This window comes from Klebsiella sp. P1CD1 (assembly GCF_003790505.1).
GTDB classification, from domain to species: domain Bacteria; phylum Pseudomonadota; class Gammaproteobacteria; order Enterobacterales; family Enterobacteriaceae; genus Klebsiella; species Klebsiella variicola.
In genome coordinates this window covers 1974753-1997941 of sequence record NZ_CP033631.1, presented here as the reverse complement: position 1 = coordinate 1997941, position 23189 = coordinate 1974753, and the positions used below count along the sequence as shown (strand labels likewise).

The following is a 23189-nucleotide window of genomic DNA, read 5'->3' as shown; positions in this document are numbered from 1 at the left end:
TGAATATGCCAAATTTATTTGGCATAGCACCTGTTATTCCTGCACAGAAACGCAACTAAACTTAATTCCTCCTTTGAAATTAGTTGTATCTAGCTCGGGTACATAACGCTCTCACGCTCTCACGCTCTCACGCTCTCACGCTCTCACGCTCTCACGCTCTCACGCTCTCACGCTCTCACGCTCTCACGCTCTCACGCTCTCACGCTCTCACGCTCTGCAAAATATAATATACATACGGTATTGTATTAAAAGATGCTGTTTTTTGAAATACATCGTCAAAAAAACTGACTAACCAAACCAGAAAATTAACTACACAGACGTCAATTATTAGCATTAAACACCATTGATAAAAAAAATTAAAGAAAAAATCAACACCACAAACTTTGTTTTGTACATATGTACAGTTATATGTTCTAGAGTTATTAAATTTTGTAAGCATTACAGTTTTTTTTCTGTAAGATCGAGTTCTCTGGACGTAGTACAATCAATCGTGGTACGGGAAAAGTTAATGTCTCTAGCGAAAAGTGAACTAACGAAAGAAAAGATCATCCTTGGTGCAGCTTCTGTTATACGCAAAAATGGAATCCAATCCTGTACCCACAGAGCTGTCGCGGAGGAGGCCGGGGTTTCGCTTGGCACAACAACATACCAGTTTCGTACTCTGGATGAATTGATTGTTGCTGTAATGAAATATACTATTGATGATTTTACAGACAAGACACGTGGTTGGTTAAATCTTAACTTTTCGGGTAAAAAGGAAGAGATCCTCACTCGTTTTGTTTTCTGGACACTAAGTGAGCGTTCCCGTCTTCGCTCAGAATATGAGTTATTTGTTGCAGCAGTCTCCAGGCCAGCATTACGCCCCTGTGCCATACAATGGCTACATGTTCACGAAGAGTTGTTGATGGAGTACCTGGCATTGACACCTGCACAAGCCCGGGCCGCAGTCTCGTGTATTGATGCCTGGTTGATGCGCGGTATACTTGACGAAACCGAAGCAATATTGTCGGAAAAAATGATCCTTACCGTTTTTCAGGCAATAGTAAAAAATCCGCAAGCCTAACAAAGGGCTGCGGATAAATAGTTGATTCAACCCAGTTTCGATTAGAATGTATAGTTCAGTGATACCCAATAATTCCGACCTGGAGTCACATAACCTGTCGTGTATGCCTGAGTCTGGAAGTAATCACCAGCATACATACTATTGCGGCCTGATTGATAGAGTCTTACTTTCGAAAAATCTTTATCTAACAAATTATTGACAGTCCCGTTAATCGTCAACTCTGGGGTAATACGGTATGTGGCCCCCATATTTACAACTGTCCAGGCCTTCAGGTAAGCACCACGATCGTCATATACTGCTTTTTCTACGGCGCTCAGGTTGCTAACGTTACTTGTATAGCGAGGTGTTTTACCGTGATACTCTGCCGCAACCCATGATGTTAGTGAGTCGTTCATCTTCCAGGACAATTTCGCATTAGCCATATGACGAGCAGTATTGGTGAGTGGTGCTCCAGGATTTTCCCCACCGCGCTGCTTGCTATCAGTATAAGTGTAGTTCAGGTTCATCGTTAGTTCTGGAACAACAACCGGGAATGAAGTAGCGAACTCAACGCCCTGGTTAATCGCTTTACCAACGTTGCGATAAGAATACGTTGAATCGTTAATTGTTTCGCTGGCAATAGCATTCCGGAAGTTGCTGATAAAGCCAGTAATGTTGGCTTTCAGGCTCTCACTATTTTCGTAGTATAAACCGGTTTCGTAGTTGATACTGGTTTCCGGTTTCAGTTCTGGATTACCAACAGTAGTGACAAGGCCATTCCCCGCAATACCACTTACTCCATTGTGTAGCTGGCTCAAGGAAGGCGTTTTATAACCGGTGCTTACGCCGCCTTTGACCGTCCAGTTGTCTAATGCATTCCATACTAAGTAGGCTCGCGGGCTGACATGACCACCAAAGCTATCATGTTTCTCATAACGAGCCCCCCAGGTGAGGGAAATAGGGTCCGTAATCTGCCAGTCATCTTCAGTAAATAGAGACCAGGTTTTTTGTCGGAATGTGTCACCGCTGTTTGCCAGTACAATCCCGTCTTTTAACTGTGCATCCCAATATTCTGCTCCAACTGTCAGCAGATGATCTTCACCGACCGGTGAAATAATACTGGTATTAAAGATCGTATTGGTATTTTTTAATACTCGGTCAGTACCGCTAAGCTTTCTATTTGTATTGGTCAATGTACGTGGCGTCAACACTCTGCCTTTATTTTCCGTTACAGCATAAGATACACTTGAACTCCAGCGACCAAACGAAAGATCACTGTCATAACCTAGCATCATTTTATTTCGCTGATACTGCAGTTTCTCTCGATATCCCCCCCCACTGGTCCCGACAGGACCGAGTTGACCATTACGGTTATCGTACTCTTGCTGTGAGGTTTCCCCGTCGATCCACACCGTATTTTTGTCATTAATTTTGTAATCCAGCCTGCCACCCACCGTATAGTTATCACTTTTCGTTGGATAGGGAACTCGTGTGTTAGCTCCACTGTCGCTCAGACTGCTAACATTTGAACCTTGTCTATGCTCAAAATTACTACGTAGAGATAAATCAAGTGTGTCAGGAATCAAAGTACCACTGGTATAAATACCGACGTTGGAAGTATCACCCCATTTACTATTTTCATGTATTGAGTGTGAAAGATTAATCCCACCGTGCCAGCTATCAGTATTCTTTTTTGTGATAATATTAATAACACCACCCATCGCGTCGGAGCCGTATAGTGTAGACATCGGGCCCCGAATCACTTCGATATGATCAATTGCAGACAGTGGCGGCATCATAGCGGTATTTAGAGTGTCAAAACCATTTGGGGTGGTATCTGTACTCGCATTTTGGCGTATACCATCAATCAGGATCAGTGTATAGCTGCTGGGCATACCTCGGATAGAGATATCTAGCCCACCTGTTTTTCCCGTTCCCCCACGTACATCAACCCCTTCGACTCCACTGAGAGCTTCTCCCAGATCACTATAGTTTTTTTTCGTTAGTTCATTTTCACTAATCACTGAAATCGATGCCGGAGCATTTGTCATTTTTTGTTGATAACCACTGGCGGTTATAACCATAGTCTCTTCTTGAGCAGATGCAGGAACTGACAAGGCGCATAGAATCGCAAATGCTATTTTATTTTCTTTCATATATAATCCATTTAATGAATAATTTTATGCATTGCTCAATAACAATAAATGTTTAAAAAGAATTAAAAATCATCACAATAATTATTGTAACACTGACAACATAATTCTTCTATTTTTATTGAACTACTACTAATTACGACACCATCTTCTTTAAATATGAGGTATATCGTTTCAATAAATATTTATATTAGACCCATCCCAAATAACTTCTGAACTATTCCCTATATTTATAAATACCTTATTAAGGACACATTCAGCCTCATCTTAACGCGCTGTTTTTGTAAAATCACCTGACAATATATTCTATCACAGTGACAGGTTTTTATGACTAATACACTCATCGCTTCTGCCTGGACAACTTCATTAGTATTAGCGAAAAAAGTGGTTGCAGCATAGTGCATTAAAATTATGGCGAGAACGATAGATGCATTTTTGTGTCATAAGTTAAGCCTCAGCTCCAAGCAAATGTAACTATTTGCAAGAAAATATATCAGACATTATGTTCAATGTGAATACAGCACGTTGAATTCAGAATGATTATCTGATAATCGAACAAAGCACGATTATCAGACCGAGAGGCTTATATGAACGCATCCCGTTTGCAAGGCATCCTTTATTCTGGCATTGACCGGTAGGTTGCAGCTTAATATCCGGCTTTTGCCGCCATAAGCTGCGATCCCCGATGTAATTCGCGGAGGTATTTAAGCCCAAGATCCTCTTCATGTTTGGTGAGCCACGGTCTTACCTGTCTTTGTCATCACGCTGGCCACCATAACAACTTTTCAGCAGCCCGGGAATGCTTAACAACCGATTGCACACAGGATCTTGTTGAACGTATTTTTTTCTGTTCCGCATTATGCCATTCCAGTTCATCATCCAGCGTAATCAGCCGTGTGTACTCTCGATATAGCAATGTCCTAATGGTGTCAGTGAGTTAATTTTCAGCATCCTAAAGCAATGCAGGTAGCATTCTACGCAGTTCTGTTGCACCTTTAAGGCCTCAGCGATTGCCTGTGCATCGTTGTAATCATTTTGCTGGGGTCGCTGATAAGCTCTGACGTGTTGGGCCGGAAGTAAAATCGCTTTATGCCCAAGGACCCAGTAATACGATGCTCCGCAGGCTTCCCATAGCAACAGTCATCGCGGGTTGTTGAACGAGCCATTTGAGTAAGTTGCTACGAGAAAGTTTTATCTTTCCAGCTGGTTTTCCATAAGCTTTAATACTGAAAAGATAAAAGTTTGTTTTAGCCAGATCGATGCCGGTGATTTTCATTTCAGACATGGTACTCCTCTTACTTTTGCTGCTTAAATTTTATCCATCATGGCGGAAGTTGGTGGTGCCGTGAAGGAGGGGGTAAACCATCTCATCACTTACGTCTTTCAGACCTGCTGCCAGCTCACTATCTCAGAATACATAATTCTTTTCCAGAACACGGCATGTAATAAAGGAACCAGCAGCACACAGCAGAATCGGTACAAAGTAGCCGTGCTCCATATGAGTAAACTCCAAGAGCAGGGTAACTGCAGTCAGTGGCATTTGCATGGACGCGGCCAGAAAGGCGGCCCCTCCCACAAGCGCAAAACTGAGAGCATCTCCGCCAGGAAATACAAGCTGCCAGCCCGCACAGAGGAGCAGGCTTAACAGCCCTCCGACAGCCAGACCAGGAGTAAGCAATCCGCCTTCTGCCCCTCCCCGGAGTACGGCCAGAATGACCAGCAGCTTGAGCCCCAGCAATATGGCGGCGTGGCGGTAATCCAGCCCATAGCTGATGGCCAGCTGCATCGGCCCTTTTCCGTTACCCGGCAACTGAGGATAGTAAAGACTCAGGACCGCCAGAACAGCAAAGGCGAACAGACAGATAACGGGCATTTGCCAGTTATTCCTGACGCTGGCACGTGCTTTCACTGTGGTCTTCCGGAACCCCAAGGCAGCCAGACCGAGAACCGGGCCTGCGACACAGGCCCATAATGTAAAGGTGTGTGGAAGCTCCACGGATACAAAATGATACTGTGATTCGTTACCCAGGCCCAGTGTTGCCACCCAGGCTGAAATGGCAGATGTCACCACAGCTGTGATAGCTTTTTCCCAGTTGAAAGAAAGCAGAAGAACTTCAAGAATGAACAGAGCACCCGCCAGCTGAACATTATAGACGGCCGCCAGACCGGCACCGGCACCGCAGGCAATAAGAATCCGCACCTCATCGTCGTCCAGCCCCAGCCGGCGTGCTATAACTCCTCCAACAAGTGCCCCCATCTCTCTGGGAGCAACCTCTCGCCCTAAGGGGGACCCCAGCACGACTGTAATTATCTGTAGAAGCGCATGAATGGTTGTGGTCCCGGCAGGCATGGGGCTTGAAGGTGTTGATACTGCAGACTGGATTGATACTCGAGGCCGGCCATATCGCCCCAGCAACCACCACCCGGACCCGGCGAAGGCACCACCTGAAATGATAGCGATTATGCGCATAAGTGGCGGGGAGTCACCTACCCCCTGCAGAAAAGATTCATCGCTGATGACATGTGAGGAGTTGTAACCGAATGCATAATGCTGGACGGTATGTAATACCAGGTCCAGCACAATCCCTGCAACACCGGAGACCACACCTGTTTCGATAACAGCCAAAAACCTCACCGGGCAGCTGACTCTGTTGGTCTGTACTTTCATTTTTTATTTCCGTAATCCTGTGTTTGAAAAGTATAATTGTAACGAAAATAAGCTCAACACTGTGTCTTGATGAACCGATTATTAGTTGTTGACCTGCAAAAGCGGCCTCTGATATCTGTAACGTTGTCAATTAAATGGCAACCACCACCTAACAATTAATTAGGGAAAACATACTCAGGATTACAGGTCAGTAGATCTGGGCTGTAGAACCATAAACTATTAACATGAGTTTTTTATTAGACGTCAGTATAGTTGCCGCCTAGCGCCAACTATGCTGACCGAAATAACTTATGTATTGCCCCCTATATTTCCATACTTTGTTTATCACTTAACCCAGTACTGGTACGTCGCTGCAGATATTCCCGTGGCGAGTGATACTCAGTGCGGAGCACGAACGCTTCCGCAAGGTTTTTGCTGCTGTCAATCCGACTGGTTTCGGCATTATGCAGATGTAGCCGCACTTCATCGTGTTCACGAAGCTCTCTGCCATACCATTAGTTTACTTACGGCGCGAACAGCATTTATCTCTCACTAACAAACCTCGATATTTTTTTTTGACGATAATGGCCGACAGATAAATCCGCTAACATTGCGTCTGAGTGGGAGCCTGGCGGATATGATGAAACTTTTTAATCGCTGTGGATGGCAGGTAGAATCTGATGGCGACGCCTCCCTGCCCCACCAGTTTACGCATATTGCCCGGCACGGAGCATCAAAAAGGATGATTAGTGGCGGAGCACCGACGGCAAAAAATAACCGCCGTTGATATTAATGTCCGGCTATTAGCGCCAGTCTGGATTGCCCATTACGGAATATTTTCCGCAGCCGAGGAACAACAGCACCACCGACATCATGACGTAGAACATCAGGTCTTCGATAGCCCAGGCACCAACGTCATTCAGATGAAAAGTATTACCGATATCAGCCAGTAGCCAGGCAACGAGCATCGTACCAATGACGGTGATAGCCGACAGTCGGCAACAAATACCGAGTATAATCAGTATGGGAGCTACTACTTCGCCCAGGTAAATACCGTAACCAACAAATGACGGAACACCGTGCTCACTCAGCATGCTCAATATGAAGCCAATCCCCGAGTGCACTTTATGCCAACCGTGAAAAAGCAATAAACCGCCAAGCGTGAGCCTTAATAAAAGTGCGGCAACATCGATGTTATAAAGCCGACTGTTTAAATTAGCATATAAATCCTTGACCATTTTAATTACCCCTAATTTTTAGTGTTTTGTTTATTCGTTTCAGGCATAAAAACAGCGCAATGACACCGCAGAGCAGCATGGTCAATGGCAGGCTTTCCAGCCCGAAAGCAAATTTACTGTAGATAAAACCAATAATCGACGACAGCAGGTACTGCAACGCGCCTATAATAGATGACGCTATTCCTGCTTGCTTATTTGCCAGTTGCATAGTTAGCGCGGTCAGGTTGCCGAATACAAGGCCCAGTGATCCAATAGCAAGGGCAATCAGCAGAGCAAAGGGTATGAGCGATACGGCACTTTTGAGCGTTGCGAACAGCAATACTCCGGCGGCGATACAGTGGCTGGCGATCCCTGCCCGGGTGAGTATTTTTTCGCTATATCCACGCGTTAACAGCGCATTGCTGAAATAACCACCGCCAATCAGCATCAGCGAATTGAGGGCAAACAAAACGCTGAATGCCGCGGGTGTCAGGGAAAACACGCCGGTAAAAATAAAGGAGGATGCACTGATATAGGTGAATAGCGAACCGAGCATCAAACCGCCTGCCAGCGTGAGCACCATAAAATCCTGCTGTAACAATAAGCGACCGTATGCACGTAGTACGGATTTGCTATCCAGTCTCGCGCGACGCTCTGGCGGCAGGGTCTCGGGCAACCCGAACTGACACCAGAGCAGAGCGATAACGCCAAATACCGCCAGCAGCCAAAAGAGGATATGCCAGCTCGCCACTTGAAGCACCATACCGCCGATTAGCGGTGCCAGAATTGGCGCAACCATCATTACCTGCATCAATACCGAATAGATTTTTGCCGACTCAGTAACCGTACACACGTCGCTGACGATAGCACGCGGGGTAACAAGACCGGCCGCAGCGCCCAGCGCCTGAATAAACCGTGCGATAGTCAGCACCTCCGGCGAAGCTGAAAGTGCTGCCATCACCGAGCCGGCGATAAAAAGCAGCATGCCGGTTATTAATGACGTGCGTCGACCATAACTGTCGAGTAGTGGGCCATATAATGCCTGGCCAATTGCCAGCCCAATCAAAAATACGGTCAGTGTTTGTTGGATCTGCCCGGCATCCACGATGAACGATGAGGCAATCACGGGCATCGCCGGGAGATACATGTCAATGGCGACAGCATCCAGTGCGGTGAGTAGCGCCAGCAGAATCAGTAAATCGGTAGAAATCCGGGTGATACCCATGTTTTGGGTGAAAGACATTAGGTTTACCTGATACCTCACCTGATGAAAGAGAAGCGTACTTCGCGGTTTACGGTAATGAGTATATCCTTTTTGTACTTTTGTACAATGTGCATCTGTTTCTCTAAAATACGTTGTTTACAAAACGTAAGCACGAGGCTATCCGCTGCATAGTAGTGTTCTTTATACTAGGCAGGAAAAACTCCTGACTTGTTTCCAATCCAGACGATAAACATTGCCTTTTCGGGCGGAGCTGGTGGTTTATTCCTTTATTACCGCGTTTATGTAGGGAAACCAGCACGTAGCCAACTCGGCGCTGAAACAATCCGCTCCTTGAAATTGTGTTTATTCATCAGTGCTTCAGTACATCAAGCAAGCGCCACATTTCCTCTGAGCCAGCGAACCGCACCGTAGATAAGGATTTTCCCTTATTAAGCGACAATTACCTCGTCCGCCGTATTGATTCACCAGTTAATGTTACTTTCTTGCTGCATCTAAAATGTTACCATTTACTTGGGTTCCATAGACCAATTCTCTGACCATTTTAACCCTCCATTCCTGAAATCTCCGTTACCCTGTTCTGCAATGGCCTTCTGTAAATTTACCCCGATGTACGTCTTCAAACTTGAGAAGTAATTCGGTGCTCCCCAATTTCGGTTCATCTTTCAGCCAAGTAGAGTCTTAGGACGTGGTGTAAATTCAGCAGTATGGTGAGAGCCATCGGCTTATCCGGTAAGGCAATGGATGTGAAGACAATTATCTTAAAGGAACAAACCGATGGCTGACAATAGCATGGCATTCAGCAATACCCTGATGTAACTCGGCGGTGAGAACTTTCTGCGTGAACTCACCGAATTTATGCTCAACCGCATCATGGAAGCCGATGTCACTCAGCGTATCAACGCAGAGCCCCATGAACGCAGTGATGAGCGTGAGACCTACCGCAACGGCTATCGTGACCGCCAGTACAACTCCCGGCTCGGTACGCTGGACCTGCGTATCCCGAAGTTGCGTGAAGGCTCGTACTTCCCGTCCTTCCTCGAGGCCCGCAGGTTGTCGGAGAAGGCGCTCAACGCGGTTATCCAGGAAGCGTGGATAAACGGCGTCTCCACCCGTAAGGTTGACGCGCTGGTCCTGTCGATGGGGATGACCGGTATCTCCCGCAGCCAGGTGTCGTCCATCTGTCGCGGCATTGATGAGCGTGTGCAGGCGTTCCTGCAACGGCCGCTGGAAGGGGAATGGCCCTACCTGTGGCTGGATGCGACCTACGTGAAGGTGTGCAAGAACGGCCGGGTGGTCAGCGTGACGTTATAATCGCCTGCGCGGTCAGCCTGGACGGTCGCCGGGAGATTATAGGGATGGGTATCGGCGAGTCAGAAGCCAAAGCGTTCTGGCTGGCTTTCCTGCTGAGCCTGAAGGAGCGCCGTCTTGAAGGTGTAAAGCTGGTCATCTCCGACTCGCACTGCGGTCTGAAAGCGGCAATACAGCAGGTGCTCTGTGCCAGCTGGCAGCGATGCCGGGTCCACTTCATGCGCAACGTTCTGGGCCGGGTTAACCGGGCGAGCCAGTCGGTAGTCCGTGCCGCGCTGCAACAGGTGTTCGTGCAGACCGAGGAGAAAAGCGCTCACGCTACCTGGCGCGAGGTTGCCGCCCAACTGGAGAAGAGCTTCCCTGCCGTCACGGAGATGATGGACGAAACGGAGGCGGACGTGCTGGCGTACTTCGGTTTCCGAAAGCGCACCGGGTTAAAATCCACTCAACGAACACGCTGGAGTGTCTGAATAAAGAGGTGAAGCGGCGCGCAGACGTGGTGGTGGGCATCTTCCCAAACGAAGAGAGCATCATGCGGCTGCTGGGGGCGGTGCTGATAGAGCAGAATGAGGAATGGCTGCTGCAGAACCGTTATCTGCCACAACACACTATGGCGGAGATAGACCAGCGCACTGAGAATGAAGTGATCGAGGCGCTGTCACTCAGCGCATAACAGGCCCATTACCGGACCGGAAGACTGTAACTGATTTATACCACCTTGACGGACTCGACCTGACTTCTTTCTTCGATGCGGGAGCAAATGTAGCATCCGGAAAACTATAAGTCTATTATTGAGACTCGGTGTGAATGATAATCAAAGGGAGCTTTTCATGGCACGTATTGCACTCATCGGCGCGTCGGGACAGGCCGGCTCGCGCATCCTCAGGGAACTCTCTGATCGCGGGCACACGGTCACGGCAATTGCCCGGCATCCGGAGAAAATCCCTGCACTGCCGCACGTCACTGCGCAGTCGGGCGATGTCGCCGACAAGGAAGCCCTGACCCGCTTGCTGGCGGGCCATGATGTGGTAATCAGCGCGGTCAGGTTTGCAAACACCAACCCGCGCACGCTGATCGACGCCGTGCGCGCGTCCGGCGTGCAGCGCTACCTCGTGGTGGGAGGCGCCGGCAGTCTCGAAATCGCCCCGGGCAAGCGGCTGATCGACCAGCCCGGCTTCCCCGAGGCCTACCAGCCCGAGGCCAGCAAGGGAGCCGAATTCCTTGACGTGCTACGCGCCGAAGCGGATCTGGACTGGACCTTCCTTTCTCCGTCGGCGGAATTCGTGCCGGGGGAACGTACCGGCAAGTTCCGCCTGGGCGGCGATCAATTGCTGACCAACGACCAGGGCAGCCGCATCTCGTTTGAGGACTTTGCCGTTGCCCTGGTCGACGAAATCGAGCGCCCGGCGCATTCGCGCAGACGCTTTACCGTCGGTTATTGATGGAGGACGGGCCATGCTGAGAACAGTCAGATTACTGCCTTCGTTCCTGTTCGCCTACGCAATGCTGGCGACCGCGGCGCCGGCGTTCGCCAGCGGACCGGCTGTCCGTGATCTGGCGGTTGAAGACGCCAACCGTGCGCTGGTGCTGGACTTTTATGAGCGTTTCTTCAACCGTCACGATGTAGGTGGCGCTGCTGCTGACGTTGCAGAAAACTACAGGCAGCACAACCCCGATGTGCCGGATGGCAAGGCGCCGTTCGTGGATTACTTCACGCACTTCTTCAAGGACAATCCGCAGTCACGGGCCCGGGTGGTTCGCAGCGCCGTTGACGGCGATTTGGTGTGGCTGCACGTCCATGCGACCAATGGCGCCAATGACCGCGGGCAAGCGGTGCTGGACCTTTTCCGCGTCAAGGACGGCAAGATCGTGGAGCACTGGGACGTCATCCAGGACGTGCCCGAGGAGGCGGCCAATGACAATACCATGTTCTGAACGCCTGATGGTCTTGCCTGAACGGGTCGGACACTGGAGCCGGGCATGCGGGTACTGATCGTCGGTGCTTCCCGCGGCCTGGGCCGCGGGCTGGCACAGGCATTTGCCGAGGAAGGCGTGGAGGTCGTGGCGACCGTGCGGGAACGCGGCACGGACTATTTCCCCAATCAACCCGCAATCCGGACATTCCTGCTCGATCTTACCGATCCTGATGCAGGCTCGCGTCTGGGCGATGCATTCCGCGTGTCGGAGTTAGATGCACTGGTGATCACGGCCGGAATTCTCGGCCCGGCGCACCAGAGCGTCGCGCAAGTCTCGACCGATGAGCTCAGCGCGATGTTTGTGACCAACGCTATCGCGCCGGTGCGCCTGGCCGGGGCGGTGTTGCCGCTGGTCCGCCCTGGGGGCGTGATCGCCTTCATGTCATCACGGACGGCAAGCTTCACACTTAACGACACAGGCGACATGGCGCTCTATCGCGCCAGCAAGAGCGCCCTGAATTCGCTGGCGCGCTCCTTTGCGATGGCGACCGCGCTTCCCGCAGGCCGCAGCGTCCTGCTCCTGCATCCTGGCTGGGTGCAAACCGAAATGGGTGGTCCGGATGCCCCGGTGCCGCTGAAGGTCAGCGTAACAGGGTTGCGGGCGGTGATTACTGGCTCTCTGGATCAGCCCGATTGCAAGTTCATGGACTACCTTGGTCAGCCATTACCCCCGTAATGGGTCGGCCGCACAGCACAGCATTGTTTACAAGCGATGGCCCGGCGCTGAACGCATTAACTACAGGATAAAAATATCTTGAAACTCAGAAAATGCAGAGCTCTTCTAACGGGCATCATGATCGCGATCGCCGCCAATGCGGCGCCGGCGATAGCCAGCGACGGAACAAACTTTCCCGTTGAAAAGCGCAGTCTCAATGATGTCTACAAGGCCGCTCTTGCCGAGCGAGGGCGTGTCATTGTCTATGCCGGTGGCGACACGGCTGATCAGCAAGATGGAATGAAGAAGGCGTTCGAATCCCGGTTCCCGGGCGTGACCCTGGATGTGGTCGTGGACTACTCGAAATTCCATGAAGCGCGCATTGACAACCAGGTTGCCACGCACTCGCTGGTGCCGGACGTCATCCAGATCCAGACGCTGCAGAATTTCCCACGCTAGAAGAAGGAAGGCATTCTGCAGCCCTACAAGCCGCTCGGCTGGACAAGATCTACCCTGCTTTCCGGGATAGGGACGGTGCCTATACGGGCATCTTCGTGGATGCGTTCTCGAACGTGATCAACACGAAGCTTCTTCCCGATGAGAAAAGCTGGCCGCGCGAAGCGAAGGACTATCTGCGCCCGGAATTCAAGGGCAAGATCGTACTGACCTATCCCACCGACGACCTGCTCTTCTGGTTCAAGCAGGCCGTCGACAAGTACGGCTGGGGCTATGTCGCTGACCTTGCCAAACAGGAGCCGATCTTCGTTCGCGGAACCCAGGCGCCTGCTGATATGGTTGAAAGCGGCGAAGCCGCAGTGACCTTCTCGACGGATGGCGGCCTCGTTCCGTCCGAGAGCGCCGCCTCGCGCTTCGTGCTGCCCAAGGAAGATCCGTTCGTTGCCTGGCCGCAGCAGGCCGCGATCATCAAGGGCGCGAGGCATCCGGAAACTGCGAAACTCTATCTGAACTGGCTGCTGGAAAAAGAGACCCTGAAAAACGTCTGGTACATGTGGTCGGTTCGCATTGATGTCGCGCCGCCATCCGGCTACAAACCCATCTGGGAATACAAGAATGGCGATCCGACCGCATTCGGCAAATTCCTCGCTGACCGCGGCGCTGTCGAACGCTTCCGTTCTCAGATCGGACTTTACCTCGGCGAAACCAAGGGTGATCCGTCGCCCAGACATCCTGGCCTGCACCCCGACAAGGGGCTGCCGCAGTGACGATTAATAGCGCGAAACGAGCGGTCCGAACTCCTTTCGAGCCGCTCGTTTCGCGCGTAACAGAGGAACATGAACCATATGCTGTCCAACACCCTCGTCGCCGCGGTCGGGCTCATCCATGTATACATTGTCGTGCTGGAAATGCTGCTGTGGGAAAAACCGGCGGGCCTGCGTGCCTTCGACATGAGCAGGGAGTTTGCCTTGCAAAGCTGGCGTCTGGCGGCCAACCAGGGGCTTTACAATGGCTTCATCGTAGCGGGGCTGGTGTGCGGCCTGACCCTTCCAAGGGATGTCGGCCATGCCTTCAAACTGTTCTTCCTCGTCTGTGTCGTGGTAGCCGGAATATTTGGCGCGCTGACCGCGAGTCGAAAGATTCTGTTCGTTCAGGCGCTGCCGGCTGCAATTGCACTGGCCGCACTCCTAGCGGGAAAATAAACGTGCTTGCAAGAACGATTGCGGATACCCTACTACAGCCCATGGCACTCCAGATCGAGAGCAACTTCAGAGGTAATAAACATGACGAATTTGACGCAAGACAACAACACCGCGCTCGTGATCGAATTCTATGAGGCGTTCAACCGTCGGGATCTGGACGCGTTCGACAATATCCTCGCTCCGGAATGGATCAACCATCCCGCCGACCCGGGGCACGAGAACACCCCGCAAGGCTTCAAGGGAGGCGTGCAGGACTTCCATCGGGCCTTCGAGAACTTCAGCATTACCCGTGACGCCATCGTCGCACAGGACGATCTCGTCGTCTGCCGGATCACCATGACCGGTCGTCATGTCCAGCCGTTAGGCGAATGGCAGCCCAGCGGCGCACCAACGACGCTTTATGGCATGGACATGCACCGCCTGGAGAACGGTCGGATCGTCGCAACCTGGCATTTCGAGCGCATGGAAAAAGAGTGACCAGCGGGACGCCCTGTCCTGTGAGCAAGGGGATGCCCTACAGACCAAGAATGTGACCTAAAGGTGGCCAGGATGAGACGCACATCCATGGCCGCGAGCCTGACAGGAAGCCTCTCTGGGCGAAGTTTTTCACTTCTCACTTTCGCAGCACATCTTCCGCGATCAGCAGTGCTTCCTGGGATGAATCGGCAATCAGCATGGGGTATCCCCAGAACTTGATATAACCCCTGGCAAAGGGCGTCGCCTCCGCGCGCTTGGCTTTATTCGGTTTGATATAGAACGTGGCTTTGACGAACGCGTTCAACGGTAAGCGCACCACCAAGGACGTCTGGATAAGCTGACTCATCCGGGTAACGATAATGTCCACTATTTCTCCGGATAATGGACACAGAACATTGAATAATCGGGCATGGATTAACGAAGCTCCGCATCTTCGCTTTGATAAAAAAGTTCATGGGAAACAGATAAGTAAAAGATTCAGCATTTCCAGAACCACCCTGCAGAGCCTGTTCCGGCGCTTTGCACGCTCAGGTCTGAACTGGCCCGTTCCCGAACACTTATCACCTGCGCAACTTGAACGGCTTCTCTACCCCGGGAAAAGCCAACAATACGAACCGATTCCCACCAGAGAAATACCCGAAAAGCGCCGGCTACCTAATTTCTCCATGGAGTTCAAACTGCATCTTGTGGAACTGTCGATGCAACCTGATACCAACGTGGCACGTCTTGCCCGCGAACACGGTATTAATGACAATCTGCTGTTTAACTGGCGCCACCAGTATAAACATGGAAAACTGAATCGCAGGGATAACCTGCCAGCCGAACTGCTACCGGTGAGTATCGTGCCCCCCCCAGTCGCTCCAGCTCCTCTGACAGAACCATCGCTTGTTGATGTACCCTGTTGCGAAGTGGAGCTGCCAGGTGGAACGATAAAACTACACTGAACTATGACTCCGGCTCTGCTGCGAGTATTACTTGGTGAGTTGAAAGGCGATCCCCGATGATAACTCTGCCTGTCAACTACGGGTAAAAAGTGATCCACTTACATCTCCACCGACGGTCTAATATTGGGTCTTCCGCAACTTGGGTAGACAAAAATTGATGAAACTTTTAAGTTAACAAGGATCTAAGCTGTTTTAAGTTATGGATAACAAAATGGCCTCACTTAAGACACTTTTACAGCTACCGCGAGGGTGGCAAACCTGCCGACAAATTACTGGTACTTATGGAATAACCCTCCATCTCCGCGCCACGCGTAAAACGGCATCATGTCCTGAGTGCCTTGCTCGCAGCAATTCTGTTCATAGTTGTCGGCGACGGCGAATATGTGCTGATGCCGTGTAAAGTGCATGCCGACGACACGCCGGTGAATGTACTGGAGCCCGGTCAGGGTAAAACCCGTACCGGGCGGGTGTGGGTCTATGTTCGTGACGATCGCAACGCCAGCTCAACCATGCCGGCAGCAGTGTGGTTCTCATACTCACCCTACCGCAAAGGACGCCACCCACAGCGACATCTGGCGGACTACAGCGGTATCCTGCAGGCCGATGCGTACGCCGGTTACAATGCTCTTTACGAAAGCGGCCTGTATGCCGCATGCCCGACGCAAGATCCACGATGTACATGTCCGCCATCCAACGACAGTAACGACAGAAGCGCTCAGTCGTATCGGTGCGCTGTATGCTGTCGAGTCTGAGATCCGCGGCAGTCTGGCAGAAGAACGGCTGGCGGTCAGAAAAGCCAAAACAGTACCGCTGATGCAGTCGCTGTACGACTGTATACAGCAGCAAACGGGCATGCTGTCGCGTCACTCAGATACGGCAAAAGCGTTCGCATACCTGCTGAAGCAATGGGATGCACTGAACGAATACTGCCGCAATGGCTGGGTGGAGATCGACAATAACCTGTGTGAAAACTCCCTCCGGGTGGTTGCGCTGGGGCGCCGTAACTACATGTTCTTCGGCTCTAATGGTGGTGGTGACAGTGCGGCAGTGATGTACAGCATGATCGGTAGCTGCAAACTTAACGGCATCGAGCCGGAAGCCAGGCTGCGCCATGTGTTCAGAGTCATCAACACCTGGCCCGCCAACCGCGTGAAAGAACTGCTGCCCTAGAACGTCACCCTCTATGTAAACTAATTTTTACCCTACGTCCTTCACTGTGCGCTTACAAATGTTTCAATATTTGGGCCATACAATTACTCTTGACCGGAAATAGTTGTCATTAATATACAAAACAGTAGCCCGGCAATAACCACAAAAAATAAATGATAATCATTATCGTTGAATTCATCGCCATGACCTGCTATATAATTTAGCGAATGGCGTGTTTACGTCATTTTCGTAACCGTGAATGTAGCATTACAGGAAGGTGGTACTATGAACCAGACTCATTCCATTCCTGAGATTTATAACCCTGAAATCCCCTACACCATAAAATGTGAAATAATACGCCAGCTTTGTCAGGCCATGGCAAGTCACAAGGGAATGACGGTGCAGGCATTCAGGGCTTATCTCGTTGATAAAATACATGTTGACTTCGAGCATCTCGATGATAATCGGGTGGGAATGCTTCTGCTGTATGAATATCTTTATTCACTCCGCCCGGCAGCATGTAGCGCCGCAAAACAAAAACGGCTTCACTAGCCATGGCTTGCATTTTCGTAAAATGCATTCATCTCACTGATAATCGTCTGCTTCCTTGCTGACCTGAGAGGCCATGTGAACTTCCTGTCCACATGGCTTAACTGAGCGCAGCACACCCTGTATTTGCCCCCCTTGCGCATATACATCGTTAACATCAGCCACTTTTTCCACAAAAAAACCTGCGGTATCTGCCTGGCGCATAGCCTGTGAGTTTCCTGAAACACCTGGAGAAGTACGATTCATTACTGAACCCACATAACATGGCAATTTCTTTGAGGGACTTATCGGTGGATACCAGTTCCTGCCTGGCCTTGCGCATCCGCTCTGCCCTCACCAGTTGTGTAAATGTGTAGCCCGTTTCTTTTTTTAGCACGTGAGTGACATGGTTCGGTGTAATAAAAACATCCCGGGAAACACTATTTAATGATAAGGCCGGATCACTAATGTTTTTCTGTATATGATCAACAATTCTGCGGAGGGCCCGCTTTTGCAGGCTACCAGGTTTCTGCATCAGCAGAACGTCCTCAATATCACGGGAGAACAGCTGGCAGACATAAGCCAGCAGGCGCAGCAGTTCAGCCCGCAGCATCATCCCTGACGCAAAACGTCGCGGACTGCTCCATATGAACATTTTGTTCGTAATTTCAGAGACCAAATCAAATTCAGCAGAGCTGAGAACAAAGTCCAGTTGCTCCTGCAATACAAAGGGTATCAGCTCAGGATAATCCTGCAGGGAAACCTCAGACAGCTCAAGATCACCGCACTGCAGCTGTGGCAGCAGAAATTTCCGGGAAAAATTGATGACAAAAAACCGTCCCGCCGGAGGGTGTTCCACCCTGTGCACCTGGTTAGGCAGTACAAAACTTATGCTGTATTGCGGAAAAGGTTTTTTGATGGCACCGATATAATGCCATGTATCCCCTTCCAGATTAATCTGTATCTGAAAGTAGTCATGCCGGTGAAACATGGTCAGCGCGGGGCGGACCATGTGGTCGCGGATATAGAAGTCCGGACGGTCACTTCGTTGCTCCATACAAAAGACCGGCGTTTGACCGGATTTACTGGCCGCCATTCAGCCCGCCTCTGCGCCTATTACAAACGAGACCTTCGCCACACCATCTATCCCCGCCTCAACACGATCCCCGGGGAACAGAACACCCACTCCTGATGGGGTACCGGTAAGTATAAGATCACCCGGTGACAGCCGGACTGCGGTGGAAAGATGGGAAATGATTTCTGCTACCTGCCAGATTTGTCCGGAAAGATCGCCCTCCTGACGAGCCACACCGTTGACGCTTAGCCAGATGCTGCCCCGACTGACATGCCCGGTGTCCTGTACAGAATATAAGGGAGAACAGGGCGCCGATGAATCAAACCCTTTCGCCCAGTCCCAGGGGCGTCCCGCTTTTTTGGCCCGGGCCTGAAGGTCACGACGAGTCAGGTCGATCCCCACGCCATATCCCCAGACATGCTCAAGAGCATCTTCCGGTCGGATATTCACTCCGGCTTTACTTATAGCCACCACCAGTTCGACTTCGTGGTGCAGTTCCTGGGTGAGGGGCGGATAAGGAATAATATCCCTGGCCGGGACGACCGCATCCGCGGGTTTAGAAAAAAAGAAAGGGGGTTCCCGGCTCGGATCATGCCCCATCTCTCGGGCATGCTCGGCATAGTTGCGCCCCACGCAAAAGACACGCCGGACCGGGAACCGGGCCGTGCTACCGTGTACGGCGACCGAAGGCTGAACAGGGGGGGTGATCACATACTGAGTCATCATATCGCTCCTTATTTTAAACAGTCATAGTATGCTCCGCCGTGAGCAGAAAAAACTGTAAAATTTCCGGGCATCAATGTACAAATCAATGATAGCTATCACACCGCGTTCATCTGTTGTTAAGAGTTGCGTCATGGGTCTCATATGTCAGCAACACTAAAAGGGGCCGGGAACTGAAGAATTTTTCCCGGGGAGAGGATGCCCCAAATCTTCTGTCAGTTCGTCCGGCCATTTCCCCGGAATATATTTTATTTAGTCAGCTCCGCCGTCATATGGACGCCATTATTAAAGCTCGACTCAGTGATTTTGTATGAAGCGCCTGATTTTTTTGCCTGGGCAGCAATCAGGGCTTCAGCGCTGTCAATAGTGGAAGCGCAGGCTGTTATACTCTGCGCAAAAGCTCCGGAAGACATTACGGATAAAACAGCAACAATAACTAAATTTTTGATGGATTTCATGGTCATATACCTGAGTTCATTTATATACACCGGGCTGATTTGCCCTGAGGTGGTAGATAATAAGAGTAAAAACCCAGCATGGAAATACAAACGATCTGTTCAAGTCATTCAGAAATACAGAACAGGTTTTACCGATATACCTGACAGATGTCATCATCGTTCAGGACCCTATGATTGCCTGCTGCAGGTATTGTCTGTAAGCGACGAAGTGCCTTATCCATCTGACAGGGCAGAATTCTGCCTCAAAGGTATGGATGAGCTTGAACCGGAAGATAAGTCAAAGGTAGCGTTATGTCAGTAAGCGTCGTCCCATCTTGCAACTACTCACAATTATATTAAGGTAATCATCATGATAGCCGGATGAATTACTTTCAGGGATGATTGAATGGTTAAGCAGGAACAGGCTTCGCTTACATGGCTCGACGAGGAAATTAATGCTTCTGTTTTTAGCGATCGCCGTCATGCCAGTCGTTTTAACCGTCTCATGCAAAAACTTTGGCGGGGAATGGGAAATAGCCTTCCTTTTGCCTGCCAAGATAATGCAGCGACAAAAGCCGCTTACCGGTTCCTTTCCAGCGACAGGATTGATGAGTAGCACCTGCCGCAGGGACATTCCGAGGCTACCAGTCAAATGATACATGCGCTGCAAGATGAGACGATTCTACTGCTTCAGGATACCACTACATTCGGCTACTGTAAGCGCACCCGTTTTAGTTCTACGCACTTTTTGAGATTTCCGGGGTTTCAGCCATCAGCCGGTATTCTTCCGGCTTCAGGTTATTCAGGGATATTTCATTCTTATATCCCTATATCCCTTATATTGTAGCGGATCTTACGATTGATTCTGTAGCATACCCGCTTGCATATTATGCATTAGAATATAAGAGCATAAAAGATAACGTCAGAAAAATTTGTATAGATTGTTTAGCAAAATAAGATCATTAAGAAATCCATTATTAATTGCACTCATGTTTTGTATATCAACTACCCCCTTTCCTCAGGTTATACTTTTAATATCTGAAAGGCAAAAGTAAATCATAAAGATAAAATAAAATTTAGATATGAAAAATAATTCACAATACAACCATTTCAGTTATTTTCATTACGTTCGCAAACTTCCTTAGGCCATTCTTGCATGCCAGCCCAAACCAAGGTCTTAATTGCTATATGTTGTTGTTTCCCTTCCCCCCGTTCATTCATCACACCAATATCAAACTGCACCTACGCATCGTTTTGATCAGCAACCTTTTCATGCCAAGCCTTTGCCTGTTGATAATTCTGACTCACTCCCTCACCGTTTCGTATATTAAACCAAGCTTAAATTGAGCATCGACATGGATTGGCCCCTATATTTCCATACACTTTTTATCACTTAATCCATTACTGGTTCGCCGCCGCAGATATTCCCATTGCGAACGATATCCCAGTGCACTATGCGGATGCCATTAGTCGTAATGTTCGAAGGCCTCCGCAAGGTTCTTTATCGCTATTGACCCGTCGGGCTTCCTCATTATGCTGATATAATCGCACTTCATCGTTTTCACGAAGCTCTCCGCCATCCTGTTGCTTTCCGAACTGGGTACTAACGTATGTTTCGGCTCAAGCACTACCATTCTGGCGAACTGACGCGTCTGATGAGAACCGTAGGCTGAACCGTTGTTTGTAGGCCACTCAACGGGTGAGACCGGTACATTGCTGCAGAAGCAGCGCTCCACCGCCCCACCCTGACGTCCTGCACGGTTTCACTGTTATATCCACCGGTACTAGCCGCCCAGTGCAGGGCTTCACTATCGCAGTACTCAAGTGCGAACGTTACACGCATTTTTTGACCGTTATCACAGCGGAACTCGAAACCGTCAAAGCACCACCGCTGGTTACTTTCTCCAACGGACACTTTCCCTGTATGCACCCGCTTCGATGGCGGTATTGCCGGTTTACGCACAAGCAGTAGCGCATTGTGACAAATGATGCGGTATACGCGTTTGGCATTGAGCACCAGCATGTCGTCATTTTCTGATTGTCTACGCAGCAGTGTCCATACCCGACGATAAATATAGGTGGGCAGATCGCCGATAACAGTATGGATACAGGCCAAGGCTTCAGTATCATCAGGCTTGCGCTTGCACCGACGATCCTGCCAGTCCTTCGTCCGACGGGCCATGTCATGCAGTTGTGCGCGTGAGACCCGGAGGCAACGACTAACAAGGGGTATTCGCCATCCTCCGGCAACAGGGGCACGTGCGCTATCAATTTTTTTGTCGGCCGTATTCAACGGCTTCTTTCAGCAACTCGTTTTCTATGGTTTTCTTGCCCAGCAGGCGCTGCTGCTCTTTAATTTGCTTCATCGCAGATGCCCGCTTCGACGCGGGCACAGCCTGTTATCCTGCGGCAACGGCTGTGAGACTGCCTTCCTGATACTGCTTACGCCACAGGAACAACTGACTGGCAGCAATCCCATGCTGACGGGGGACCAGCTACACGGTCATTCCGGGCTCAAAGCTCTGCTTAACAATGGCGTTTTTTCCTGAACACTGCGCCGTCTATGCTTCTCTGGACCTAAAACATCAATCATTCGGACTCCAACGACTAGTTTTTAGACTATCACTAACTTAAGTGAAACCAACTGTCTGGAGATTTATAGGGCCACTCTACTCTATGTTCACAGATTATGGGAATACGATGACGGATATCACAGCTACATAGCGAAAAAATGTAGTCAACCGGTTACCATATCAGCCCTCGTCCCGCTTGACTGATTATGTTACCGACATGATCAACGAATTAAGTTATACGCAATTCTATGTAACTGTTGCGCGATTATCTGTAAATCTTTACCTCTTTCGGATCTGGCACCGCTTGAATGGCGCACGATCAGACGGGCCGGAAGGATAGAAGAAGTATGAGATGTCTCGTGATCGCCGCTATCGAGAAGGCGCCGGACGGCCTCTTTTCCTTGTAAATCAAGATCCAGCGAAACGGTGGTGAGTGCCGGGTAAAAGAACGAACTCTCATAGGTGTCATCATAACCAATAACCGATTTTTCCCCCGGAATCGGCACCTGGTGCTGGTGAAACGCGCTCAGTACGCCCAGCGCCATCTGATCGTTACCCACCAGAACGGCGGTAAAGTTTGGCGTCTCCCGCAGCATTTGCAGCGCGCCGGCATAGCCGCTCTGCGCATCCCAGTTACCGCGAATCACCGTGACCGGCTGCAGGCCATATCCCTCAAGGGTCTCAATCCAGCTTTTCAGACGCAGTTTGGCCGATACCGAGCTTTCCGGGCCGGCTAGCAGCGCGATCTCCCGATGCCCCATTTCATAGAGATATTTGACGCTGGCCCGGGTGCCGTCAGCCGGGTTAAACGAAACGTTAAACACGGAGCTGTAGGGGTCAACATCTAAAAACAGACAGACGATATCATCGTTATCAGCGGCAATTTTTTGAGCCAGTTCAGTCTCCAGCGGCACGTTGATGATGACCTTATCTACCAGCTGAGACTTAAGTTCATTAATGGAATCTTGAATACTTTGGTTTACGCTCTCATCGATCATAGAGATGAGAACCTGATAGCCTTCCACATTCGCATAGCGTTTTACCGCAGCAGCCACCTGAGAAGGCGCGTGCAATGCGAGGGAGATGGTGACCAGGCCCACGGTGCGGCTTTGCTTTCCTACCAGCTGCTGCGCCAGGCGGTTTGGGACATAGCGCAGCGCCTCGATGGATTTCTCCACCTTGCTGCGTGTGGCTTTGGATACATTAGCAGATTTGTTGAGTACCCTGGACACGGTCTGATAGGAGACGCCCGCATGGCGAGCAACGTCTTCTAAGGTCGCGCTTTTAGACTTCATAGTCCGGTTCCTTATGTTGTTATCCCTAGATTGTAACAGGGGCAATGTGAAAAAACGCTCATCGCCGCGTCCCCCGAACCACAATCATCACAAAAAGTATTACGCTC

General features: G+C 50.2%; 19 protein-coding genes and 7 pseudogenes. 13 read left to right on the top strand and 13 right to left on the bottom strand.

Annotated elements, in window-relative coordinates; genetic code table 11:
• Nucleotides 1-508 precede the first annotated feature (508 nt).
• Nucleotides 509-1063: a TetR/AcrR family transcriptional regulator gene (locus tag DTA24_RS10050; RefSeq protein WP_123836779.1), complete on the top strand. Its 555-nt coding sequence runs from the start codon at nucleotides 509-511 to the stop codon at nucleotides 1061-1063.
• A gap of 41 nt (nucleotides 1064-1104) precedes the next feature.
• Here the strand turns inward: DTA24_RS10050 and DTA24_RS10045 are convergent, their stop codons facing one another.
• The 6 genes and pseudogenes from DTA24_RS10045 to DTA24_RS10020 form a co-directional block, all read right to left on the bottom strand.
• A complete protein-coding gene (locus DTA24_RS10045; RefSeq protein WP_123836778.1) occupies nucleotides 1105-3198 on the bottom strand; it encodes a TonB-dependent receptor in 2094 nt (697 codons plus the stop codon).
• A 1084-nt stretch (nucleotides 3199-4282) separates the two neighbouring features.
• The gene (locus DTA24_RS10040; protein ID WP_123836777.1) at nucleotides 4283-4480 is read right to left on the bottom strand and encodes a transposase; all 198 of its coding nucleotides are present in this window, start codon (nucleotides 4478-4480) and stop codon (nucleotides 4283-4285) included.
• 123 nt (nucleotides 4481-4603) lie between these two features.
• A complete protein-coding gene (locus DTA24_RS10035) occupies nucleotides 4604-5863 on the bottom strand; it encodes a chloride channel protein (RefSeq protein WP_123836776.1) in 1260 nt (419 codons plus the stop codon).
• A 302-nt stretch (nucleotides 5864-6165) separates the two neighbouring features.
• Nucleotides 6166-6362, bottom strand: a pseudogene (locus DTA24_RS10030) (IS3 family transposase); the annotation flags it as partial.
• 283 nt (nucleotides 6363-6645) lie between these two features.
• Nucleotides 6646-7080: a DoxX family protein gene (locus DTA24_RS10025; protein ID WP_123836775.1), complete on the bottom strand. Its 435-nt coding sequence runs from the start codon at nucleotides 7078-7080 to the stop codon at nucleotides 6646-6648.
• A 1-nt stretch (nucleotide 7081) separates the two neighbouring features.
• Nucleotides 7082-8302, bottom strand: coding sequence for a multidrug effflux MFS transporter (locus DTA24_RS10020; RefSeq protein WP_227540393.1), 1221 nt, complete (start codon nucleotides 8300-8302; stop codon nucleotides 7082-7084).
• A gap of 816 nt (nucleotides 8303-9118) precedes the next feature.
• Between DTA24_RS10020 and DTA24_RS10015 the strand changes: the two are divergent.
• The 7 genes and pseudogenes from DTA24_RS10015 (at nucleotide 9119) to DTA24_RS09985 (ending at nucleotide 14358) form a co-directional block, all read left to right on the top strand.
• Nucleotides 9119-10265 (top strand): annotated as a pseudogene (locus DTA24_RS10015) (IS256 family transposase).
• Between the two features lie 157 nt (nucleotides 10266-10422).
• The gene (locus DTA24_RS10010; protein ID WP_123836774.1) at nucleotides 10423-11034 is read left to right on the top strand and encodes an NAD(P)-dependent oxidoreductase; all 612 of its coding nucleotides are present in this window, start codon (nucleotides 10423-10425) and stop codon (nucleotides 11032-11034) included.
• Nucleotides 11035-11047: 13 nt separating this feature from the next.
• Nucleotides 11048-11527 carry a nuclear transport factor 2 family protein gene (locus tag DTA24_RS10005; RefSeq protein ID WP_206060571.1) on the top strand — a complete coding sequence of 160 codons (480 nt, stop codon included), beginning with the start codon at nucleotides 11048-11050 and terminating at the stop codon, nucleotides 11525-11527.
• A gap of 45 nt (nucleotides 11528-11572) precedes the next feature.
• The gene (locus DTA24_RS10000) at nucleotides 11573-12244 is read left to right on the top strand and encodes an SDR family NAD(P)-dependent oxidoreductase (RefSeq protein WP_123836773.1); all 672 of its coding nucleotides are present in this window, start codon (nucleotides 11573-11575) and stop codon (nucleotides 12242-12244) included.
• A 117-nt stretch (nucleotides 12245-12361) separates the two neighbouring features.
• Nucleotides 12362-13446, top strand: a pseudogene (locus tag DTA24_RS09995) (ABC transporter substrate-binding protein).
• Between the two features lie 78 nt (nucleotides 13447-13524).
• Nucleotides 13525-13881: a DUF1304 domain-containing protein gene (locus DTA24_RS09990; protein ID WP_123837171.1), complete on the top strand. Its 357-nt coding sequence runs from the start codon at nucleotides 13525-13527 to the stop codon at nucleotides 13879-13881.
• 81 nt (nucleotides 13882-13962) lie between these two features.
• Entirely contained in the window at nucleotides 13963-14358 is a 396-nt protein-coding gene (locus DTA24_RS09985) for an ester cyclase (protein WP_123836772.1), read from the top strand.
• A gap of 136 nt (nucleotides 14359-14494) precedes the next feature.
• Here DTA24_RS09985 and DTA24_RS09980 read toward each other — a convergent pair whose 3' ends face one another.
• Nucleotides 14495-14725: a hypothetical protein gene (locus tag DTA24_RS09980; protein ID WP_123836771.1), complete on the bottom strand. Its 231-nt coding sequence runs from the start codon at nucleotides 14723-14725 to the stop codon at nucleotides 14495-14497.
• Here DTA24_RS09980 and tnpA point away from each other — a divergent pair.
• The 4 genes and pseudogenes from tnpA (at nucleotide 14718) to DTA24_RS09960 (ending at nucleotide 17003) form a co-directional block, all read left to right on the top strand.
• The gene (tnpA, locus tag DTA24_RS09975) at nucleotides 14718-15302 is read left to right on the top strand and encodes an IS66-like element accessory protein TnpA (RefSeq protein ID WP_123836770.1); all 585 of its coding nucleotides are present in this window, start codon (nucleotides 14718-14720) and stop codon (nucleotides 15300-15302) included. The two genes, DTA24_RS09980 and tnpA, sit on opposite strands and share 8 nt — an antisense overlap.
• Nucleotides 15303-15501: 199 nt before the next feature.
• Nucleotides 15502-15684 (top strand): annotated as a pseudogene (locus DTA24_RS28790) (ISL3 family transposase); the annotation flags it as partial.
• Nucleotides 15680-16472 (top strand): annotated as a pseudogene (gene tnpC / locus DTA24_RS09965) (IS66 family transposase); the annotation flags it as partial. The pseudogenes DTA24_RS28790 and tnpC, both read left to right, overlap by 5 nt.
• 264 nt (nucleotides 16473-16736) lie before the next feature.
• Nucleotides 16737-17003, top strand: a complete 267-nt coding sequence (locus tag DTA24_RS09960; RefSeq protein WP_123836769.1) for a hypothetical protein — start codon at nucleotides 16737-16739, stop codon at nucleotides 17001-17003.
• Between the two features lie 154 nt (nucleotides 17004-17157).
• Here the strand turns inward: DTA24_RS09960 and DTA24_RS09955 are convergent, their stop codons facing one another.
• The 3 genes from DTA24_RS09955 to DTA24_RS28785 form a co-directional block, all read right to left on the bottom strand.
• Nucleotides 17158-18075 carry a helix-turn-helix transcriptional regulator gene (locus tag DTA24_RS09955; RefSeq protein WP_123836768.1) on the bottom strand — a complete coding sequence of 306 codons (918 nt, stop codon included), beginning with the start codon at nucleotides 18073-18075 and terminating at the stop codon, nucleotides 17158-17160.
• Nucleotides 18076-18777, bottom strand: a complete 702-nt coding sequence (locus DTA24_RS09950) for a fumarylacetoacetate hydrolase family protein (RefSeq protein WP_123837170.1) — start codon at nucleotides 18775-18777, stop codon at nucleotides 18076-18078.
• A gap of 248 nt (nucleotides 18778-19025) precedes the next feature.
• A complete protein-coding gene (locus DTA24_RS28785) occupies nucleotides 19026-19235 on the bottom strand; it encodes a DUF1471 domain-containing protein (RefSeq protein WP_123836767.1) in 210 nt (69 codons plus the stop codon).
• A 385-nt stretch (nucleotides 19236-19620) separates the two neighbouring features.
• Between DTA24_RS28785 and DTA24_RS09940 the strand changes: the two genes are divergently transcribed.
• Nucleotides 19621-19830, top strand: coding sequence for a transposase DNA-binding-containing protein (locus tag DTA24_RS09940; protein WP_123836766.1), 210 nt, complete (start codon nucleotides 19621-19623; stop codon nucleotides 19828-19830).
• A gap of 121 nt (nucleotides 19831-19951) precedes the next feature.
• On the opposite strand, the pseudogene DTA24_RS28615 reads toward DTA24_RS09940, so the two are convergent.
• The 3 genes and pseudogenes from DTA24_RS28615 to DTA24_RS09925 form a co-directional block, all read right to left on the bottom strand.
• Nucleotides 19952-20023, bottom strand: a pseudogene (locus tag DTA24_RS28615) (integrase); the annotation flags it as partial.
• Nucleotides 20024-20581: 558 nt separating this feature from the next.
• Nucleotides 20582-21807 (bottom strand): annotated as a pseudogene (locus DTA24_RS09930) (IS3 family transposase).
• Nucleotides 21808-22008: 201 nt separating this feature from the next.
• A complete protein-coding gene (locus DTA24_RS09925; protein WP_123836765.1) occupies nucleotides 22009-23082 on the bottom strand; it encodes a LacI family DNA-binding transcriptional regulator in 1074 nt (357 codons plus the stop codon).
• Between the last annotated feature and the right edge of the window lie 107 nt (nucleotides 23083-23189).

Excerpts from the sequence above, each read along its gene's own strand:
- DTA24_RS10050 (WP_123836779.1), top strand. The coding sequence starts at position 509 with ATGTCTCTAGCGAAAAGTGAACTAACGAAAGAAAAGATCATCCTTGGT.
- DTA24_RS10045 (WP_123836778.1), bottom strand. The coding sequence starts at position 3,198 with ATGAAAGAAAATAAAATAGCATTTGCGATTCTATGCGCCTTGTCAGTT.
- DTA24_RS10040 (WP_123836777.1), bottom strand. The coding sequence starts at position 4,480 with ATGTCTGAAATGAAAATCACCGGCATCGATCTGGCTAAAACAAACTTT.
- DTA24_RS10035 (WP_123836776.1), bottom strand. The coding sequence starts at position 5,863 with ATGAAAGTACAGACCAACAGAGTCAGCTGCCCGGTGAGGTTTTTGGCT.
- DTA24_RS10025 (WP_123836775.1), bottom strand. The coding sequence starts at position 7,080 with ATGGTCAAGGATTTATATGCTAATTTAAACAGTCGGCTTTATAACATC.
- DTA24_RS10020 (WP_227540393.1), bottom strand. The coding sequence starts at position 8,302 with ATGTCTTTCACCCAAAACATGGGTATCACCCGGATTTCTACCGATTTA.
- DTA24_RS10010 (WP_123836774.1), top strand. The coding sequence starts at position 10,423 with ATGGCACGTATTGCACTCATCGGCGCGTCGGGACAGGCCGGCTCGCGC.
- DTA24_RS10005 (WP_206060571.1), top strand. The coding sequence starts at position 11,048 with ATGCTGAGAACAGTCAGATTACTGCCTTCGTTCCTGTTCGCCTACGCA.
- DTA24_RS10000 (WP_123836773.1), top strand. The coding sequence starts at position 11,573 with ATGCGGGTACTGATCGTCGGTGCTTCCCGCGGCCTGGGCCGCGGGCTG.
- DTA24_RS09990 (WP_123837171.1), top strand. The coding sequence starts at position 13,525 with ATGCTGTCCAACACCCTCGTCGCCGCGGTCGGGCTCATCCATGTATAC.
- DTA24_RS09985 (WP_123836772.1), top strand. The coding sequence starts at position 13,963 with ATGACGAATTTGACGCAAGACAACAACACCGCGCTCGTGATCGAATTC.
- tnpA (WP_123836770.1), top strand. The coding sequence starts at position 14,718 with ATGTCCACTATTTCTCCGGATAATGGACACAGAACATTGAATAATCGG.
- DTA24_RS09960 (WP_123836769.1), top strand. The coding sequence starts at position 16,737 with ATGAACCAGACTCATTCCATTCCTGAGATTTATAACCCTGAAATCCCC.
- DTA24_RS09955 (WP_123836768.1), bottom strand. The coding sequence starts at position 18,075 with ATGGCGGCCAGTAAATCCGGTCAAACGCCGGTCTTTTGTATGGAGCAA.
- DTA24_RS09950 (WP_123837170.1), bottom strand. The coding sequence starts at position 18,777 with ATGACTCAGTATGTGATCACCCCCCCTGTTCAGCCTTCGGTCGCCGTA.
- DTA24_RS28785 (WP_123836767.1), bottom strand. The coding sequence starts at position 19,235 with ATGAAATCCATCAAAAATTTAGTTATTGTTGCTGTTTTATCCGTAATG.
- DTA24_RS09940 (WP_123836766.1), top strand. The coding sequence starts at position 19,621 with ATGGTTAAGCAGGAACAGGCTTCGCTTACATGGCTCGACGAGGAAATT.
- DTA24_RS09925 (WP_123836765.1), bottom strand. The coding sequence starts at position 23,082 with ATGAAGTCTAAAAGCGCGACCTTAGAAGACGTTGCTCGCCATGCGGGC.